Source organism: Ruegeria meonggei, from assembly GCF_900172215.1.
Lineage (GTDB): Bacteria > Pseudomonadota > Alphaproteobacteria > Rhodobacterales > Rhodobacteraceae > Ruegeria > Ruegeria meonggei.
On sequence record NZ_FWFP01000008.1, the window covers coordinates 89,102 to 108,158 of the forward strand.

The 19,057-nt window shown below is 58.6% G+C and carries 20 protein-coding genes; 6 read left to right on the forward strand and 14 right to left on the reverse strand.

Going from position 1 to position 19,057, the window contains the following annotated elements:
- Window positions 1-36: 36 nt before the first annotated feature.
- The 8 genes from RUM8411_RS14175 to RUM8411_RS14210 are packed head-to-tail and all read right to left on the reverse strand — an operon-like array spanning window position 37 to window position 7,526.
- On the reverse strand, window positions 37-1,011 hold the full coding sequence (locus tag RUM8411_RS14175; RefSeq protein ID WP_234995240.1) for a GlxA family transcriptional regulator: 975 nt from the start codon (window positions 1,009-1,011) through the stop codon (window positions 37-39).
- A 10-nt stretch (window positions 1,012-1,021) separates the two neighbouring features.
- Window positions 1,022-1,915, reverse strand: a complete 894-nt coding sequence (locus RUM8411_RS14180; RefSeq protein WP_085823365.1) for a homocysteine S-methyltransferase family protein — start codon at window positions 1,913-1,915, stop codon at window positions 1,022-1,024.
- Between the two features lie 12 nt (window positions 1,916-1,927).
- Entirely contained in the window at window positions 1,928-2,980 is a 1,053-nt protein-coding gene (locus RUM8411_RS14185) for an alcohol dehydrogenase catalytic domain-containing protein (RefSeq protein ID WP_085823366.1), read from the reverse strand.
- 12 nt (window positions 2,981-2,992) lie between these two features.
- Entirely contained in the window at window positions 2,993-3,469 is a 477-nt protein-coding gene (locus RUM8411_RS14190) for a cupin domain-containing protein (protein ID WP_085823367.1), read from the reverse strand.
- Between the two features lie 16 nt (window positions 3,470-3,485).
- Complete coding sequence (locus RUM8411_RS14195; protein WP_085823368.1) at window positions 3,486-5,933, reverse strand: GcvT family protein; 2,448 nt, start codon at window positions 5,931-5,933, stop codon at window positions 3,486-3,488.
- Window positions 5,934-5,948: 15 nt separating this feature from the next.
- Complete coding sequence (locus RUM8411_RS14200) at window positions 5,949-6,329, reverse strand: GFA family protein (protein WP_085823369.1); 381 nt, start codon at window positions 6,327-6,329, stop codon at window positions 5,949-5,951.
- A 4-nt stretch (window positions 6,330-6,333) separates the two neighbouring features.
- A complete protein-coding gene (locus RUM8411_RS14205; RefSeq protein ID WP_085823370.1) occupies window positions 6,334-6,957 on the reverse strand; it encodes a LysE family translocator in 624 nt (207 codons plus the stop codon).
- Entirely contained in the window at window positions 6,957-7,526 is a 570-nt protein-coding gene (locus RUM8411_RS14210; protein WP_085823486.1) for a helix-turn-helix domain-containing protein, read from the reverse strand. The genes RUM8411_RS14205 and RUM8411_RS14210 overlap by 1 nt, the downstream gene beginning before the upstream one ends.
- A gap of 56 nt (window positions 7,527-7,582) precedes the next feature.
- On the opposite strand from RUM8411_RS14210, the gene RUM8411_RS14215 reads away from it, so the two are divergent.
- Entirely contained in the window at window positions 7,583-7,927 is a 345-nt protein-coding gene (locus RUM8411_RS14215; RefSeq protein ID WP_234995241.1) for a DUF1294 domain-containing protein, read from the forward strand.
- 3 nt (window positions 7,928-7,930) lie between these two features.
- On the opposite strand, the gene msrC is transcribed toward RUM8411_RS14215, so the two are convergent.
- On the reverse strand, window positions 7,931-8,383 hold the full coding sequence (msrC, locus tag RUM8411_RS14220) for a free L-methionine (R)-S-oxide reductase MsrC (protein ID WP_085823372.1): 453 nt from the start codon (window positions 8,381-8,383) through the stop codon (window positions 7,931-7,933).
- 54 nt (window positions 8,384-8,437) lie between these two features.
- On the reverse strand, window positions 8,438-9,610 hold the full coding sequence (locus RUM8411_RS14225) for a thiolase family protein (protein ID WP_085823373.1): 1,173 nt from the start codon (window positions 9,608-9,610) through the stop codon (window positions 8,438-8,440).
- A gap of 101 nt (window positions 9,611-9,711) precedes the next feature.
- On the opposite strand from RUM8411_RS14225, the gene RUM8411_RS14230 reads away from it, so the two are divergent.
- The 3 genes from RUM8411_RS14230 to RUM8411_RS14240 all read left to right on the forward strand — a co-directional run bounded on the left by RUM8411_RS14230 (window position 9,712) and on the right by RUM8411_RS14240 (window position 12,315).
- Entirely contained in the window at window positions 9,712-10,050 is a 339-nt protein-coding gene (locus RUM8411_RS14230; RefSeq protein WP_085823374.1) for an STAS domain-containing protein, read from the forward strand.
- Between the two features lie 32 nt (window positions 10,051-10,082).
- A complete protein-coding gene (locus tag RUM8411_RS14235) occupies window positions 10,083-10,523 on the forward strand; it encodes an ATP-binding protein (protein ID WP_085823375.1) in 441 nt (146 codons plus the stop codon).
- Window positions 10,524-10,737: 214 nt separating this feature from the next.
- Complete coding sequence (locus RUM8411_RS14240; RefSeq protein WP_085823376.1) at window positions 10,738-12,315, forward strand: gamma-glutamyltransferase family protein; 1,578 nt, start codon at window positions 10,738-10,740, stop codon at window positions 12,313-12,315.
- 23 nt (window positions 12,316-12,338) lie between these two features.
- Here the strand turns inward: RUM8411_RS14240 and hspQ are convergent, their stop codons facing one another.
- Window positions 12,339-12,665 carry a heat shock protein HspQ gene (gene hspQ, locus RUM8411_RS14245; protein ID WP_085823377.1) on the reverse strand — a complete coding sequence of 109 codons (327 nt, stop codon included), beginning with the start codon at window positions 12,663-12,665 and terminating at the stop codon, window positions 12,339-12,341.
- A gap of 79 nt (window positions 12,666-12,744) precedes the next feature.
- Between hspQ and RUM8411_RS14250 the strand changes: the two genes are divergently transcribed.
- Window positions 12,745-13,626 carry an AEC family transporter gene (locus tag RUM8411_RS14250; protein ID WP_085823378.1) on the forward strand — a complete coding sequence of 294 codons (882 nt, stop codon included), beginning with the start codon at window positions 12,745-12,747 and terminating at the stop codon, window positions 13,624-13,626.
- A 60-nt stretch (window positions 13,627-13,686) separates the two neighbouring features.
- Window positions 13,687-14,268 carry a transglycosylase SLT domain-containing protein gene (locus tag RUM8411_RS14255; RefSeq protein WP_085823379.1) on the forward strand — a complete coding sequence of 194 codons (582 nt, stop codon included), beginning with the start codon at window positions 13,687-13,689 and terminating at the stop codon, window positions 14,266-14,268.
- Window positions 14,269-14,280: 12 nt separating this feature from the next.
- Here the strand turns inward: RUM8411_RS14255 and RUM8411_RS14260 are convergent, their stop codons facing one another.
- The 3 genes from RUM8411_RS14260 to RUM8411_RS14270 are packed head-to-tail and all read right to left on the reverse strand — an operon-like array spanning window position 14,281 to window position 18,999.
- Entirely contained in the window at window positions 14,281-14,877 is a 597-nt protein-coding gene (locus RUM8411_RS14260) for a LolA family protein (RefSeq protein ID WP_085823380.1), read from the reverse strand.
- A 40-nt stretch (window positions 14,878-14,917) separates the two neighbouring features.
- The gene (locus RUM8411_RS14265; protein ID WP_085823381.1) at window positions 14,918-17,803 is read right to left on the reverse strand and encodes a DNA translocase FtsK; all 2,886 of its coding nucleotides are present in this window, start codon (window positions 17,801-17,803) and stop codon (window positions 14,918-14,920) included.
- A 14-nt stretch (window positions 17,804-17,817) separates the two neighbouring features.
- Window positions 17,818-18,999, reverse strand: coding sequence for an aminotransferase class I/II-fold pyridoxal phosphate-dependent enzyme (locus RUM8411_RS14270; RefSeq protein WP_085823382.1), 1,182 nt, complete (start codon window positions 18,997-18,999; stop codon window positions 17,818-17,820).
- Window positions 19,000-19,057 lie beyond the last annotated feature (58 nt).

The following is a 19,057-nucleotide window of genomic DNA, read 5'->3' on the forward strand; positions in this document are numbered from 1 at the left end:
ATAAATGCACCAAAAACGTCAAGGCAGTGGCGATTTTCACCGATGTGATGCGGCCCGTTTTTCCCGCCGCAGTACAAAGGGCGTGACACCGAAAAAGCTTTTGTAAACCGACGAGAATCCGTTGGGAAATCCACAGGCCAATCCGATTTCCCGGACGCTGATCGTGGTGTTCAACAACAGGTTATTGGCCTTGGCCAGGCGCATCTCACGATAAAAGCCGTTCGGCGTGGTGCCGAAGAAAGTCTTGAACTTACGCTCAAGCGAACGGTTCGACAGGTGCAATGCTTCGACAATCTGTTGAATCGGCAGCGGATCTTCGATGTTGGCCTGCATCAGCTTGATGCACTGATCCAGCTTGGCATCCCCTGTCGCCGTCAGTTGCGCCCCCGAAAACGGCTGCATCGACGAAAAGTCGCGGATGTTTTCGTGCAGCATGATATCGGCAACCGTCATCTTGGCCGGCCCCGAGATATGGCGACCGATGATGGCCAGCGCAACATCCGTCGTCGCCCCCATCCCGGCACAGGTCACAACAGAGCCCTGTTCGGTAGCAATCGACAGCTTGGCCTCGAAGCGGGCGCCACGTTCACGCAGGAAAGAGGCGTTTTCCCAGTGGGTTGCCATATCGGCAGTGCCGCGTTCGTCGATGTAACGGCTGGCGGCTTCGGCCAGCAAAAACACCTGCGCATCGCGGAATGTATAATCGGAAACCACCCGCCCCAGGGACAAGTCGGGATGATCCGGATCGGTGTTGCCAACCACAAACAGGTAATCGGCCTTGGGGTGGGATGGAATCCGCTCGGTCTGGACAGTTGCATCACTGCTGCTGGCAACCGGGCCGCCCTTAAGGGACCGATATGTAAAGGTGAAGGGTGGGCTGGGGCAGACGCGATTGGCCAGTCGCAACACCTCGACCAGCGAGGCCAGCTCCAGTAGCACATAGCCCGGTGCGACCACGATATCGAAATGGGTCTGAACCATGCCCGGCAAATTTTCTTTGGGTTTCCGCATCATCCGCGCCTCAGACGATCCGATGCCCGGCGGCGCGCAGCCGCTGGGCCAGTGTCTGGATATGGTCGGGGCCGACCTCACAACAGCCGCCAACAATAGTAGCGCCCTGTTCCACCCATCGCATGGCGTGATCCGCATAAGCATCCGGTCCAAGATCGAGACGCTGTTGCAGTGCATCGACGGTTGGGGCCTCTTCCAGAAAGCCCTGGGTAATCCCGGTAAAGCCATTGGCATAGGCCCCAAATGGGGGGCCCATCCGTGCAATGATCTCCAATGCGGGCAGCACGGCCTCGGGTCGGGTGCAATTGATCAAAACGGCCTGGGGCGCATAACTGGCCACAACTGGTGCGATATCGGACAGGGCCTCGCCCGAGCGCAGACGTGTGCCATCACCGTCCATCACCGAAAGCGCCAGCCAGACCGGTTTGCCCGCCTGCGCGGTGCCCTGCATGGCCCCTTCGGCCTCCTGTACCGACGACACGGTTTCGATCAGGAACAGATCGACGTGATCCGACATCAGATCCACAAGCTCGGCGAATTTCCCGGCGGCCTCGTCCACATCCGGTTTCAGGTCGGGTCTGTACGAGGCAAGAAGCGGCCCGAGCGCCCCGGCGATGCGCCCACCTGTGGCGCTGCGAGCCTGCTCGGCCTGCGACAGTGCCGTGTTGATCAGGTTAGCAAGCTGATCTTCTATCCCCTCACGCACCAGACGTGACCGGTGGACGGCATAGGTGTTGGTGGTGGCAACCGTCGCGCCACGCTGAAAGTATGCCCTGTGAACATCGCCCACGAGATCCGGTTGGTCGATCATCACTTGGGTCGACCACAGCGGCGTGGGACTGTCACCGCACAGTTTGACCAATTCCTGCCCGATGGAACCGTCCAGAAGAGTGATATCTGCCATGTTTCAGCCTCCTCAGGGGATCAGAACAAGTTTTCCCGGCAATGCCTTGGATTGGAAATCCTGCTGCGCAACCGAGATGTCTTTCAATGGGTAGGTTTTCGAGACCAAAGGCCTGATCCGCCCGGCATTCATCAGCTCAACCAACCGTCCGAAAACCTCAAACGCCTGATGGGTGCAGCCGTGAATGGTAATGTCGCGCAGATATATATCGCGCAGATCGGCCTGAACCATCGGGCCAGCAATGGCACCCGAGACCGCATAGTGCCCGCCCGGTTTCAGCGCCAGGATCAGGCCAGCCCAGGCGGGTCCGCCCACAACGTCGATCACTGCATCAAACCTGTCCTCAGGCAAGGGCGCGGTCCGGTCAAAGGTGCCGACGGCACCTTGCCCGACGACAGTCTCAGCCTTGTTCGGGCTGGTCACGCCCCAAACCCTGGCCCCGCGCAACGCGGCCAGTTGGACAGCCGCCAGACCAACCCCGCCCGAGGCCCCGGTAATCAGCACGTTCTGTCCCGATGTAACGCCCGCGCGGGTCAACAGATTCTCGGCCGTGCCAAAGGCGCAAGGGATGGCGGCAATCTCAACGTCTGACAGGGGCGACGCGGACACGTCATACAAATCTTGTGCCTCGACCAGGCAATATTGCGCAAAGGCCCCGTCCATTTCCGAGCCCAGCGCGATGAAGCCAGTTGGGTTGCCCGGTCGCGGGCGTGGCAGGTTGATTGGGCAGGTCACGCGCTGACCGGACTGAAACCCCGCCTCTGGCCCAACGCTTTCGACAATGCCACACAGGTCGCCGCCCTGAATGCGCGGGAAATGCAACGCACCGCCCCAACCTCCGGCATCAACGTTCTGATCAACCGCATCGGTTGCGCCGGTTACCTCGGACGCATACCAGCCGACCCGCGTATTGATATCGGTGTTGTTCACTCCGGCCGCCGCCACCCGGACCAACACCTGACCGGGGCCCGGAGAAGGAACCGGAATATCGTCGCGCCATTCAAGCGCCTCGGGGCCGCCGTGATGCGTCAGGTAGACGCCACACATGTGTTTGGGAGCTGCCATCGCAAACAGCCTTCAGTTTTGATCGTCTGGATGGGGTGGAATCGGCCCCATGGGTATGATGTCATAGCGGGCGTTCAGCGTGGCCATCTTTGTCTCATCCCCAAAGTCCGCCTCGGTCATCGTCGCCATCTCGGAGAGGAACCCGTCAAACCCCGAGGGCTGAAAGATCATCAACATCCGTGCCGGGGCAGCCCCGGCCACACGACATGCATGCGGTACTCCCGGCGGAACGTGCATGGTGGTGCCCGGCCCGCAGCGATGACAGTCGCCATCGACATAGAAATCCACCTCCCCTTCGAGGAAATAGAAAGTTTCGGCGTGGCTGTCATGACGATGAAGGCCAAGCGCAAAGCTGGCCTTCAGGTTGTCTTCCATGAGCGTGTAAGCACCATTCGTATCCTGACCGGAAACCTTGACGAAGGTGTGGTCGTTTTCCCAGTCGTAGTTGGGACCCTCACCGGGTCCCAGTTTGGAATATCGCAAGCTCATGGTGTCTCCATCGCTGTTACGCGCGCAACCGATCGTTCGAAGGGTCCCAAAGCGGTTGGTCTTTCTCTACCACAGCGCGGCATTTCTGACCGTAGATTTCCACTTCAAGCTCGGCGCCCGGGTTGGCCAGTTCGGCCTTGATCATACCCAGCGCGATGGATTTGCCAACGCGGTAGCCCCAGGCCCCCGACGTGGTCTCGCCCACGATCTCGCCGTTTTGCCAGATGCAGGACATGTAAGGCGCGTCACAATCACCGGCATCGACGGTCAGCGTCACAAAGGCCTTCTTAGCCCCCTGCTGCTTTTCGTTCAGGATCGCAGCCTTACCCGGGAAATCCTGCGGCTTGTCCAGTTTGACGAAACGCTCCAACCCGCCTTCCAGCAACGAGTAATCGGTCGACAGATCGCCCTTCCACGCGCGGTAACCCTTTTCGATGCGCAGCGAATTTAGGGCATACATCCCAAACGGTTTGGCCCCGGCATCAAGGATCGCGTCATAGATCGCGGGCATGTCTTCATTCAGCGCATGCACCTCCCAGCCCAGCTCACCAGCAAAGGAAACACGGATCAGGAAAGCAGGCTTGCCCGCAACCGTGGCAGACTGGTGCGTCAACCAACCGCTGGACAGATCCGCGTCAGCCAGGCCTGACAGAATCTCGCGCGATTTGGGTCCGGTCACGATCAGGGTGTCGCGGGTGGTTGTCACGTCCTTGACCGAAACGGTCACGGGCATCGCATTGACCAGGATATCGCGATCGTGCCACTGCGCGGTGGCCGCAGTGATCATGATGAATTCCTCCTCGCCCAGACGGATGCAGGACATTTCGGTCAGGATGCGACCGCGCTGGTCCGAGATGTAGACCAGATTGATGCGACCGATCTTGGGCAACCCACCGGTGATCAGCCCGCGCAGCGTCTCGGCTGCACCGTCGCCTTTGACCATGAAACGGGAAAATCCCGGCAGATCGAGTACACCGCAATGATCGCGCACGGCCTCGCATTCTTCTTTGATGCGCTGCTCCCACGGGCCCGCGCGGCCCCAGGTATGCGTGGCCTCAAGCGACGTGTCGTCGCCCGGCTGCGCGAACCAGTTGGCGCGCTCCCATCCATTATAGACGCCCATCACACCGCCCTGTTCTTTGACCGTGTCATGGACCGGCGACAGCTTTTTGTCGCGCGCGGCAGGCCATTCATGATGGGGGTAATGCATGGCGTATTCATTGCCATACACCTCCATGCCTTTTTGGTTGCAATAGTCCTGATCGGTATAGTCGGTGTACCGGCGTGGATCGACGGCCCACATATCCCACTCGGTGTGACCATCGACGATCCATTCGGCCAGCACCTTGCCTGCGCCGCCCCCCTGCGCGATGCCAAAGGTAAAGCTGTGCGCCTCAAACGCGTTCTTCACACCCGGCATCGGGCCGATCAGCGGCAGACCGTCTGGTGCATAAGGGATCGGCCCGTTGATCACCCGGCCCACGCCAGAGGTGGCCATCAGCGGCACCCGATCCATCGCGTCGGTGACAATGTCCTCGATCCGGTCCAGATCGTCATTCCACAGCTGGAATGAGAAGTCTTCGGGCATCGGGTCATCCTCGGTCATCCAGTGGCCCTTGCAGTTGGGCTCGTACGGACCAAGGTTGTAGCCATTCTTTTCCTGCCGCAGGTAGTAAGAGATGTCGACGTCGCGCAACAGCGGCAGCTTGCCACCGTGCTCTTTGGACCAGGCTTCGATTTCGGGTATTTCGTCGGTCAGCAGGTATTGATGGCTCATGACCATCGCAGGCACGGTGCGGCCGCCATAAGGCTTGAACCATTCGCCGACACGCTGCGCATAGTACCCGGCGGCGTTTACCACATAGTCACAGGCGATGTCGCCTTGATCGGTGTGCACGGTCCATGTGCCGTCGTCATGTTGCGTCACATTGGTTGCCGGGCAAAAGCGGATGATCTTCTGGCCCATATCGCGGGCGCCTTTGGCCAGCGCCTGTGTCAGCTGTGCCGGGTCGATATCGCCATCGGTCGGATCGTACAGCACACCCTCTAGGTCATGGGTTTCAAGGAACGGGTAGTTCTCTTTCGCTTGGTCCGGCGTCCACATTTCCATCGGAATACCCTGATAGCGACCCATCGCCATCGCGCGTTCGAACTCCTGCATCCGTTCTTTGCTATGCGCCAAACGGAGTGAACCCGAGACATGGTAATTCATCGGATAGTCGACCTCTTCGCCCAATCGCGAATACAGCTCAGTTGAATAGCGCTGTATGTTCATGATCGCCCACGAGGTCGAAAAAGTAGGTACGTTACCCGCCGCGTGCCATGTCGATCCGGCGGTCAGTTCGTTCTTTTCGAGCAGAACGCAATCGGTCCAGCCCTTTTTGGCCAGATGGAAAAGGGAGGAGGCCCCCACCACACCGCCGCCGATGATGACAACGCGGGCTTTTGTCGGAAAATCACTCATGTGTCTTGATCCCTATTACTGTGCCTCTTGGGGCAGATCGTCTGTGATGTCATAGTAATCGCCCTTGTCGGCCACAAAGATGTGCCGGGCGAGTTTCAGGCCCGTGGGCTCGCGCAGCGCGCCCATGGAAATAGAAATCGTGTCCTCGTCATTGTGCTGCCAGAACAGGAACGACCCGCAGGCGTTGCAGAACCCGCGCCGGGCGATGTCTGACGCGCGGAACCAGGTAAGTGTGTCACTTGCCGTAAAGCTCAGCTTGTCCTGATGGGCCGAGGTAGAGGCCCAAACATGACCCGATTGCTTTCGGCATTGACCGCAATGGCAGGCCGAAGGCTGGGAAAGGGTGCCATCGATGGTAAATGCAACAGCACCGCACAGGCAGGATCCGGTATGCATTGATTTATCCTCTTGCTGAAGGTGCGGTACTGGCCCCCAGCAACACGCCATAGATCATGAAACAGGTCGCCATGACACGACGGACCCAGGTATTGAAAACAGCCCCAAGGGCGGCCTTGCCCATCACAGCACCCAGTACCGTAAACCCGGTGTAGCTGAGCGTTGTCAGGACCAGCGCAGTGGGCATGATCACTGTCATCTGCTGCCAGATCGGCACGTCGGGCTGCACGAATTGCGAAAACGCAGCCAGATAACCCGCAACGCTTTTGGGGTTGATCGTGGCGACGGCCAGCGCGTGCAGATAGACGTGGCGCGCGGGTCGTTCTGACGCGGGCGCTGGTTTGGTTGCGTTCATCCACCCCCGCACGCCGAGCCAGATCAGAAACCCTGCGCCCACCAGCTTGGCAATAAAGAACGCCGTAGGCGAGGTCGCGATCAACGCCGTCACGCCCAGCGCCGACAGGATCAAAAAGCCACTGGCCTGTGTCAGGATTGCCAGAACGCCCAGCATGGCCTTGGGAAACGGCAGGCTCATCCCGTTTGAGATGCAATTCACCGCATTCGGCCCTGGTGTGGTCACAAACACCACCCAGAACAGCGCGAATATGGTCCAGGCCTCAAAGCTCATCAGTACACCGGCGGAGCAATGACCCAGACGGCCACGGCAAGCTCATCATAAGGGTTGGCCCATTGATAGGGCTCATTCTTGATGCGGAACGTGTCGCCCGGCCCGACCGAGAACTTACGCGCGCCGATCGTCAGGTCAAGACGGCCAGACACCATATAACCAACCTCCTGAGTGGGACGATCTGCAGGCGTTTGCATTTTCGAATGCGGCTTGAACGTTGAATGCACCATCTCAAAATCGTCACTCAGATCGGGCGAAAGCAATTCTTCGATCAGCCCTTCGTCGCCTGACCCCATGGGACGGCGCGCACCCGCGCGGACGATATAGCCTTGTTCGTCTGCAGGCGCCGCCGAATGTGCAAACAGCATCGACATCGGCACCCCCAGACATTCGGCAATCTGCCGCAAGTCCGAGATCGAGGGGTCGGACATGTCCCGCTCAACCTGACTAAGCCACCCGACCGACCGGTTCAGCCGTTCGGCGATCTCGGTCAGGGTCAGCCCACGGGCTTTGCGCAAGGCCCGGATATCGGCTCCGAGTGTTGCGCTGTGCGGGGCTTGGCTGTTCACGGGGTCCTCCGGCGATGGTGAAATTTTTCCTTCATTTTTCACGATGGCCCGAATCGGTGAAAATTCCAAGGATTTTTTCACTTGGAACTGTAGCCCGGTTTGACTATGCGTCTGGCATGTGGATTGCGGTGATATACCTGTGGGCCGTCAACGGTCTGACATTGCTGGCCTTTGGCTGGGACAAGATGCAGGCCAGACGCCGCAAACGGCGTGTGCCCGAGCGTCGATTATTGTGGCTGGCTGCCCTGGGCGGCAGCCCCAGCGCTGTGTTGGGACGGTGGATTTTTGGCCACAAGACTCGCAAAACCCGTTTCACGGTCTGGCTGTTTGCGATCGTGCTGGTTCAGGGCACGGCCTGCTATGTCACCCTGGACCAGATGCCCGGCCTGTGGGCGCAATAGTGTCTACCGCGCAAACACCGCATTCAAAATAGCGCCCAGTTTTTCCGCATCGCCCTGACAAAACGCGTCTGGCTGATCGCTGTCGATATCGAACACGGCAAAGATTTCTCCCTGTGCATTCCGCACCGGCAGAACCAGCTCTGACCGCGTGGATGTGGCACAGGCGATATGGCCGGGAAACGTTTCAACATCCGGGACCAGCTGTGGCTCACCTGTGCGCGCCGCCGCACCGCAGACACCGCGGGAAAACGGGATCACCAGACAACCGTGGCCGCCCTGATAGGGGCCGATTTTCAGCGTTCCGGGCGCGGTCACGCGATAGAACCCGGTCCAGTCAAAGCGGGTATCGGAATGATGCACCTCGCACGCAACAGTCGCCATCAACGCGATCTCGTCGGTTTCACCTTCGGTCAGTGCGGCGATGGTTTTGGCAAGCGTGTTGTAATCTAGGGTCATGAGTGTCTTTTCCGGCAGAGAACCCCTTTCGAGTATGCCGAAAAAGACAAGGCGTCAAACCCGTTCGATGGCGATTGCCGTGCCTTCGCCCCCGCCTATGCAGATGGCGGCGACACCGCGTTTGAAGCCTCTCTTTTCCAGTGCATTCAGCAAAGTGACCATGATCCGCGCACCCGATGCCCCTATGGGATGGCCCAGCGCACAGGCCCCACCATTCACATTCACCTTGTCCCGCGACAGGCCCATTTCGTGCATGAAAGCCATCGGCACCACGGCAAAGGCTTCGTTGACCTCCCACAGGTCGACCTCTTCCTTCGCCCATCCGATCTGAGACAGCAGTTTTTGCGCTGCCGGGACTGGAGCCGTCGTGAACAGGCCCGGTGCCTGCGCGTGGCTGGCATGGCCCATGATCCGGGCGCGCACGGTCAGGCCCTGCGCTTCGGCCGCCTCGGCCGAGGCCAGAACCAAAGCCGCCGCCCCGTCTGAGATCGACGAGGAATTCGCCGCCGTGACAGTGCCGTCCTTGCGAAAGGCCGGTTTCAGCGTCGGAATCTTGTCCGGGCGCGCGGATTGGGGCTGTTCGTCCTCGGCAAAACGAAGCTCGCCCTTGCGGGTCCGGGTGACGACCGGCGCGATCTCATCTGCAAACGCACCGGTTTCCTGCGCGGACAGGGCATTGGACAGCGATTGCAGCGCATATTCATCCTGCGCCTCGCGCGTGAACTGATAGGCCTCGGCGCAATCCTCGGCGAAGGTGCCCATCAAGCGGCCTTTGTCATAGGCGTCCTCGAGCCCGTCCAGAAACATGTGATCGACCACCTGACCGTGGCCAATGCGCGCGCCACCGCGCATCTTGGGCAGCAGATATGGCGCGTTGGTCATGCTCTCCATCCCACCGGCCACCATCGTATTGGCATACCCCAAAGCGATCTGATCAAAGGCCATCATTGCCGCCTTCATGCCCGATCCGCACATCTTGTTGAGTGCGGTCGCAGGCACCTCTTCGCCCAGCCCCCCGGCAAACCCGGCCTGACGTGCCGGCGCCTGACCCTGCCCGGCAGGCAGAACGCAGCCCATCAGCACCTCATCAACAGTATCAGTTCCGGCACCGTCCAGGGCGGCGCGAATGGCGGTACCGCCCAGATCCGCCGCGGCAACACCGTCGAACATTCCCTGAAACCCACCCATGGGGGTGCGCGCTGCTCCGGCGATAATGACCTGCTTCATTTGGATGCTCCTCTTCGTTTTCCGTTCGATGGATACCGAATGGTAGGAATTGCCGTCTAGCGTATTTCTACCAGTGATTTCAGATTAAAGGACCGTCGCGCATGGCCCTGACCAGCACAACAACCGACGCCACCCAGATCATCAAGGTTCAAGCGGACCGGATTGATGCGTCCATGGCGATACAATTCAAGGAGGACATGCGCAACGAGGCCGAAGGTGGCGCCACGCGGGTTGTACTGGACCTGACCAGCGTCGAATTCATCGATTCCAGCGGGTTGGGTGCCATTGTCGCCTCGATGAAGCAGCTTGGAAACGATCGAAGACTGGATCTGGCGGGGCTGCATCCTTTTGTCGAAAAGGTGTTTCGTCTGACCCGCATGGACACGGTGTTCAAACTGTACCCCACGCTGGATGACGCCTTGTCGGCAACAGCAGACTGACTTTTCTGTTTCTCTGAATAGGCGCAACGCCCATGTGTGACGGCAAATGTTTGGATTTGATCTTTGCAGCGACGGAATCCGAGGCCAGCGCCGGGATTGCGCAGCTTAGCAAATGCCTTGAGACGCAAGGCCTTCCGCCGCATAAGGCCAGCGATGTAAAGATTGCGCTGGCTGAAGCAATCAACAATGTGGTCGAACACGCCTATGCCGACGTCACCCCTGCAAAAGTCCAGGTACGATGCCGTCTGCACAAAAACTGGCTGGAGATTCTGATTGCCGACACGGGCAACCCCCTACCGGGATTTCGTGTGCCAGACGGCGTTCCCGCACCTTTGGGTTCGACCATCCAAGGCTTGCCCGAAGGCGGGTTTGGCTGGTTTCTGATCCACGAACTCACCAGTGACATCCGCTATGAACACAGCGAAGGTTGCAACAGATTATCGCTGCGGTTCGACTTCCCGGAATCCCCTTAGCGGCAAGAAAAGGTCATAATAAGGCCCAGATCGAACCATTGTCGCGCCGCAAAGGACGGTCAAACATGTACTCGTAGCTCAGATAGCTTCCCTCGGCGCCACGTGTCACAGCCCCCACCCAGTGAACGGCGCCGAGGATTTTCCCCTTCATGTGACTGGACAACCGCAAAGCACGCGATACTTTCGGCGCGTTCAATAGGGGAAGAACAGCGTCATGCGGGATTTTCACACACCGGGCCGGTCCGAAGTTCTGGCGACCGAAGGCATGTGCGCCACATCTCATCCCTTGGCGGCCAAGGTGGCCGTGGACATTCTTGCTCAGGGCGGCAACGCAATGGATGCCGCCATCGCCGGGGCAGTTGTTTTGGGGATTTGCGAACCGCAGATGACCGGATTGGGCGGTGATTGCTTTGTTTTGTACAATCGGGCGGGCGAAGATGACATTCGCGCGCTGAACGGCTCGGGCCGCGCGCCCTCGGCGACAAACGCCGACACGCTGCGGTCGCGGGGGCTGTCGGCAGTGCCCCTGAATACGGCGGACGCGGTGACTGTGCCCGGCGCGGTCGATGCGTTCTGCCATTTGGCTGAAACCGAAGGCAAACTGGGTCTGGACGTTCTTCTGCAACCCGCCATTCACTACGCGGAAACCGGCGTTCCGGTTGCCCCAAGGGTGGCGCTTGATTGGAAGATCGCCGCGCAGACGCTGCAAGGCGCGGCGCGCAAACATTACCTGATCAGCGGCCAAGCGCCTGAAATCGGTCAGGTTTTCCGCGCGCCAGGTCAGGCCGAAGTTCTCCGCCAGATCGCCAGAAACGGCCGGGACGCGTTCTATTCCGGAGAAATTGCCGATGACATGATCGGCGCTCTCACCCAACTAGGTGGCGTACATACGGCCGGGGATTTTCTGGCCACCAAATGCTCAGAAGCCCAACCCCTCATCGGGGAATACCAGGGGTTGGATCTGGTTGAGCATCCGCCAAACGGACAGGGTGCCACAGCCATTTTATTGCTGAACATCCTGAAGAACTTCGACCTTGCCAGTATGGATCCCTTTGGGGTCGAACGTATCCATATCGAAGCTGAAGCCTCGAAACTCGCCTATGACGCGCGCAACCGGTTCATAGCTGACCCCGACCACATGACACATGCAGATCGGTTTCTTGACCAGGAACTGGCCGACAAATTGGCCGCTTTGATCGACCCAAAACGCGCGATGCCAACTGCTGCTCCGTTGACCGAGGCCATCCACAAGGACACCGTCTATATCACTGTGGTTGATAGGGATCGGATGGCGGTATCGCTGATTTACTCGATTTTTCACAGCTTCGGCTCTGGCATTGCGTCCGAGAGATATGGGCTGTTGCTACAGAACCGCGGCTCTGGGTTCACGCTGCAGGCCGGACATCCGAACGAGCTGGCGGGCGGCAAACGCCCTATGCACACAATCATTCCGGGAATGTTGAAACAAAATGGCCGCGTCCTGATGCCATTCGGCGTGATGGGCGGCGCATATCAACCCACCGGGCACACTCGGTTTGTCTCGAATATGGTCGATCACGGTCTTGGCCTACAGGCCAGCATCGATGCACCAAGGGCTTTTGCCGACAAGGGTGTTTTAAAACTGGAGCGGGAAATTTCGCGCATGACCGCTCAACAATTAGGCGATATTGGACACAAAGTAGAAATACCGGAAACACCGTTGGGTGGAGCACAGGCGATCCGAATCTGTAAAAACGGCACTTTAATGGGGGCAAGTGACCCGCGAAAAGACGGATGTGCACTTGGATACTGACCTGTACCTACACACGTGCGACGTTAGTTCAGATGAAAATGGAGAGGATAGCCACCGTTTTCAAACGGGCCAAACATATCTGGAATATCGGGATGCTCAACTGGTTCGCCAGATTGGTCGGCAATCAGATTTTGTTCAGAAACATAAGCAACATAGAAGGATTGATCGTTTTCTGCGAGCAGATGATAAAACGGCTGATCCTTGATCGGGCGGCTATCTTCCGGAATCGCCTCGTACCATTCTTCGGTATTTGAAAATTCCGGGTCCACGTCAAAAATCACCCCTCGGAAGGGATGTTTTTTGTGGCGGACCACCTGGCCCAGGCGGTACTTGGCTTGTGTCTTCAGCATTTGTCGGCCCCCAATGGTCTTATTACCTCTTTCCGGGCGGAAATGCCAATCATTGATCTGAAATTAGGGGAAACAGTCTGTGAACCTTCTGCTGACAGTATTCGAAATCGTTGCGCCGGTTTTTTTGTTGGCAGGGATTGGTTTTACCTGGGTCAAGCTGGGATTCGAATACAGGTTGGAGTTCGTCACGCGCCTGGGTGTGACCCTGGCGGTGCCCAGCTTGATATTTGTTGCCCTGATGCAAACCGAAATTCCGGCAGGTGAACTGACCCGGTTTACCTTGGCCGCGATTGTCGGCCATATTGGACTGGCTTCGGTATTTGAGCTATTCGTGCGGCTTCGTGGGCTGGATCGCCGAACCTATTTGTCACCGCTGATTTTCGGGAATACCGGTAATTTGGGTCTGCCCCTGTGCGTATTTGCCTTTGGCCAGGCCGGGTTGGGCTATGCGGTTGTTTTTCTGGCGGTTACCGCTTTGCTGTCCTTTACCTACGGCATCTATCTGGTGGCCGGAAAAGGCGGCTTTGGAAAAGCCGCGCGCGAACCGATGGTCTGGGCCACGTTGCTAGGGGCTGTGTTTTTATGGCAGGGCTGGCAAACGCCAGTGTTCCTGACCAACACGTTGGAATTGCTGGGCCAGATGGCGATCCCGATGATGCTGATCACCGTCGGGGTCGCAATCGCCCGTCTGACAACGCGCAGTCTGGGTCAGGCGATATGGCTGTCACTGCTGAAACTCAGTGTTTGCTTTGCTCTCGGTTGGGGGTTTGGCACCATTTTCAGCCTGGAGCCGATCGCCTTTGGCGTTTTACTTTTGCAAATGTGTACGCCGGTAGCCGTGACATCTTATCTGCTGGCCGAACGGTTCGACGCGGATGCAGACGCTGTAGCGGGCATGGTCATGGTCTCAACCGTGCTGTCTGTGGGTGCTTTACCTCTAATTCTAGCTATTGTTCTGTAACGATTGTGATTTCCTAAAAGCTCAATCTGCGCTAGAATAAAGAAAAAAGGCACGAGGCACATGAGCAGAATTCTTTTCGTACTCTTCGGGGTGCTGCTTTTGGCATCCTGTGGTGGTGGGTCCAAACAACCCCCCTCCAAACTCAACGATGCGTGCAGCATTGCGCGAGAGCGTCCCGATTATATCAAGGCATTCAAAAGCACTGAGCGGAAATGGGGCGTCCCGGTTCACGTTCAGATGGCGACGATCTATCAGGAAAGCCGCTATAAGCATGACGCGCGCACACCGCATAAATATGTTCTGGGCGTGATCCCGATGGGCCGACAAAGCAGCGCTTATGGGTTCAGTCAGGCGCTGGACGGCACATGGGACGAATACCAGCGCGAAACCGGCAAACGCCGTGCCAAGCGGGACAGGATTCGCGATGCGTCGGACTTTATCGGCTGGTACATGAACAAGACCAATCAGCGCAACGGCATCAACCTGGGCGACACGCGTAATCAGTATCTGGCCTACCACGAAGGCCACACGGGCTATGCACGCGGCAGCCATTACAGCAAGACCTGGCTACTGAATGTCGCCAACGATGTGGATGCGCGCGCGCAACTGTATCAGGCGCAGCTGGCGGGTTGCCGCCATTGAAAGAAACGCGGGTCAGCGATTGGCTGACCCGCTTCTTTTTGATTTCGAGAACAAGCTGTTATTGAAGTTGCCACCCGTACTGAGCTGACCCAGCAACACGGTTGTCTGGCTGCCAGCGTTGTCGTGAATGACCCACTTGCGCAGCTCGACGGGATCGCCGGTGAACATCAACTCGATCCGGCCGGATTCGGGGTTTTTCGGGTCCTGCGCAGTGACAACCGTCGCCGTGCCGTCAAAGTCGTGACCCACAACCATATTGGCCTGCCCCAGGTTCACATTGCGCGCCAACACAAGTGACAGTGGCGTCCGCTTCAGCGGGTATTGTTCCGGCGGCTGGTTGGACTTGGGATCGAAGATCTGCACCGTCCCGGCACGCGCCAGAACAACCGCGCTGCTGGGCGGGTCATATTCGAACCGCATCTTTCCTGGCCGCTCAATCCACAGCTTACCGGTGCTGAGCGAGCCGTCATCGTTGACTTGCGTGAACGTGGTCTCAACGGTCTTGAGATCGTTCAGATAGTTGGAGATCTGCGACAATGGCAACTTGTCCGCGGCCCACGCGGCGGGGGCGGCCAATGTCAGGGCAAGGGCAAAAGCAATCTGTTTCATGAGGTATCAGATAGGCTTTTTGCCCCTGTTATTAAATATCCTATTGCTCGGGGACGAGGATTTCGCGCTTACCGACATGATTTGCCGATGAAACAACGCCTTCATCTTCCATTTGCTCAACAAGCCGCGCAGCTTTGTTATAGCCAATGGCAAGTTTCCGCTGAATATACGAGGTCGAGCATTTGCGATCCTTGATCACAATCGCCACCGCCTGATCGTACAGGGCGTCTTCTCCGTTGGTGTTGCCACCGGTGTTCAGGCCCAGAACAGCGTCGATATTGTCAGCTTTGTCCTCGGCCGGGCCATCCAACACGGTATTCACGTAATCGGGCGGGCCGAACTGTTTCAGGTGGTTGACGATTTCCTCAACCTCTTCGTCCGAGACAAACGGGCCGTGGCAGCGGGTGATCTTGGCGCCACCTGCCATATACAGCATGTCGCCCTGCCCCAGCAGTTGCTCGGCCCCCATTTCACCCAGAATGGTCCGGCTGTCGACTTTCGAGGTCACCTGGAACGAAATCCGGGTTGGGAAGTTCGCCTTGATGGTGCCAGTGATCACGTCGACCGACGGGCGCTGCGTCGCCATGATCAAGTGAATACCCGAGGCTCGTGCCATCTGCGCCAGACGCTGGATGCAGGCCTCGATTTCCTTGCCCGCAACCATCATCAGGTCGGCCATCTCATCGACGATGACGACGATATAGGGCATCGCCTCAGGTGCGAATTCTTCGGTCTCGAACATCGGCTCGCCCGTTTCATCGTCGAACCCGGTCTGCACCGTGCGGCTGAACATCTCGCCCTTGGCCAGCGCGTCTTTCACCCGGCCGTTGTAACCTGCGATGTTACGCACGCCCATCTTGGACATCTTGCGATAGCGATCCTCCATCTCGCCCACGACCCATTTCAGGGCGACAACCGCCTTTTTCGGGTCGGTCACAACGGGCGACAGCAGATGCGGGATGCCATCATAGACAGACAGTTCCAGCATCTTGGGGTCGATCATGATCAGGCGACACTCATCCGGCGTCAGCTTATATAGCAGTGACAGGATCATCGTATTGATCGCCACCGATTTACCGGACCCCGTGGTCCCCGCGATCAGCAGGTGGGGCATCTTGGCCAGGTTGGCCACAACGGATTCACCACCGATATCCTTGCCCAGCGCCAGCGGCAGCGCCTGGTTGCCATCGCCAAAGTCCCGGCTGGCGAGGATTTCGCGCAGCACCACCATCTCGCGGTTCTCGTTTGGCAGTTCGATCCCGATGACCGACCGTCCGGGCAAGGTCGAAACCCGCGCCGACAGGGCTGACATCGACCGGGCAATATCATCCGCCAGACCGATCACTCGGCTGGCTTTCAAACCCGGGGCCGGTTCCAACTCGTACATGGTGACAACAGGGCCGGGGCGGACGCTGACGATCTCGCCTTTGACGCCGTAATCATCCAACACGTTTTCCAACATGCGTGCGTTTTCCTCCAACGCCTCATCGCTGAGGTGGTGGCGTTCAATGCTGGACGGGTTCGACAGCAGGCTCAGCGGTGGTAGTTCGAAATCCGAATGCTTGTCTTCGAAAGACAGGGCGGGCTGTGCCTCGGCCTGGGCCCTGCGCGAAGGCGGTGGGGTACGGCGCACGGGCTGTGCAACCACCGGCTTGCGTGGCTCGGCCACAGGGATTTTCATCGCCGGTTGCGCCTGAGGGGCTGGTTCTGGCGCGTCCTCGAATACGGGCTCATCCTCGAAATCCGGCTCGGCGGCATAGTCATGATGCAGCGGTTCCTGCCATTCCGGGGCGGGATCTGCCGACAGCATTGGCTCGGGCGGCAACCCAGCCGAGGTTACCGGCGGCTCAGGCGGCAGATCATCAGCGGCTCCAGAGTTCAGAATCAACGGGTCCGGCCCTCTGCCGCGCCCTTTGGTCAGTGGCAAGTCCGGATTGGGCTCGGGTGTCATTTCACCTGTTGCGACCTTGCGACTGCGGACGGCTGCCGAGATCTTTGAACGGATACGATCTTCGCCCGGCATCTCATCGAAACCGGAAACAGGTTCGCGATCAATCAGCTCGGGTTCCGGCATCGGCTCGGGGCGGCGGATCAGGTCAGGAATACGCGACAGTAGACCGATTTTTGCAGGCTCCGACACCGCGGGCTCGTATTCTTCGAATACTGGGTCTTCATAGGCCAGTTCGTCATCAAACATAGCATCAGCACGGGCAGTTTTACGCTCTTCCCATTGCGCATGTCGGTCGCGCGCGGCCTGCGCGGTGGCAACCGCCCCGCGGCCCAGCAGATTCATCAGCATGTCGTAGGCCATGACAAGGCCAAGCAGAAAGGCGCGAAAACCCTTGCGTACATCAGCCTTGGTAAAGCCCAGAACAAAGACGCCTAGCGCCAGCATCCCGGTTGCCATGGCCAGCGACATCAGCTTGACCATAAAATGTGAGGAAATCGGCAAAAGTGTCAGCAACGCCCCCATGACCGTGTCGCCAAACAGACCACCCAGACCAAAACTATGGGTCGAGCGCCAAGCCTCATCCGGTACCAGCGTTGCAGCATAGACCGCAACGATTGCAATCCAGATAGGCGCAAAGATCAGACGGGCCACAGCGCGCTCTTCGCCGAAATGCCCGGCAAACCGTACGCCCCAGCCGATCAGAACAAGCGCGATGCTGAAGCTACCCCATCCAACGATCATGAACAGAGGCGCGGCAATCGAGGCCCCTATCCGCCCCATCCAATTCTGCACAGGCGCATCAGTTGACACCATCCAGTTCGGGTCATCCGGCGTGTAGGACCAGATCATCGCGGCAGAAGCCAACCCCAACAAGATCAGGGCAAGCCCGATCAGCTCCTTGCTGCGCCGCTCGATGGCGGCCTGCGTGGTGCTGTCCAGCAATGGATCGCGGTTGCGCGCATTATATGATGCCATTTTGCCCTCGTACCTCACGAATAGATGCAGTCGCGGAGCTTGATCAGCCCCTGCCGCATCTCTGTTTTTGGGGCCACCATGGCGACCCTGATAAATTGCTCGCCCGGGTTTTTCCCCGGATCACCTTGAGAAAGATATGCGCCGGGCAGCACCCGAACACCGGTTTGCTGCCACAGGTTCAATGCGGTTTCTTCACCATTTTCGACCGGCAGCCACAGGAAAAACCCGGCCTCGGGCGGCATGTAACCCTGTAGACCCGCAAAGACCTGATCTGCAATCTCGTACTTTTCTTGATAGAGCGCGCGGTTTTCGACCACATGCGCCTCATCTGCCCAGACTTTTGCAGCAGCGGCCTGAAGGGGCGTCGGCAACGGTGCGCCCGCATAGTTGCGCAATTGCTTGACCCGCTTGATCGTCTCTGGACCGCCTGCAATCAGACCGGACCGCAGCCCGGCCAGGTTCGACCGTTTTGACAGCGAATTGAACAGCGTGACCAGCTCAGGATCGGCGCCAAGCTCTTGTGCGACACTCAGAACACCTGTGGGGGCCTCATCGCGGTAAATCTCGGAATAGCATTCATCGGCGAAAATGCGGAAATCGTATTTTTCAGCCAACCGGATCAGTTCGGCCCAGTACGTGCGCGATGCAACGGCCCCCTGTGGGTTGGCGGGCGAACAGATGTAGGCCACAGCAGTGCGGTTCAGTACCTCCTCGGGCAGACCAGCATAATCGGGCAGATGATCGGTGGCGGCTGTGGCGGGTACAAAAACCGGCTCGGCCGCGACCGAGATCGAGGCGACCATATAGACCTGATAAAACGGGTTCGGGCACAGAATAACCGGTCTCTCGCCGTTCTTCTGCTCTGGGCACAGCGCCATGGCAGCGTTGTACAACCCCTCGCGCGTGCCGTTCAGGGCCATGACATTGGTGTCGGGGTCCATCGCCAAGCCATAGCGGCGCTTGATCCAGTCGGTGATCGCCCCGCGCAATTCGGGCGTGCCTTCGTTTGGCGGATAGCCCAGAAACCCGGCAGCATTATCCGCAATCACGTCCGTCACCCAGGACGGAAAGTCATGCATGGGCGCGCCGATGGTCATGTGAATGACGTCTCCACCCGGTTGGTGGTGATCCAACAGGGTGCGCAGACGCGGGAACGCATATTCCGGTAGGTTCGAAAACCGCTCGGGGAAATTCATAACTACTGCCTCAATACCGGGATCATTTTCGCCCCGTTTTTTTAGCAGGTTACAGAGC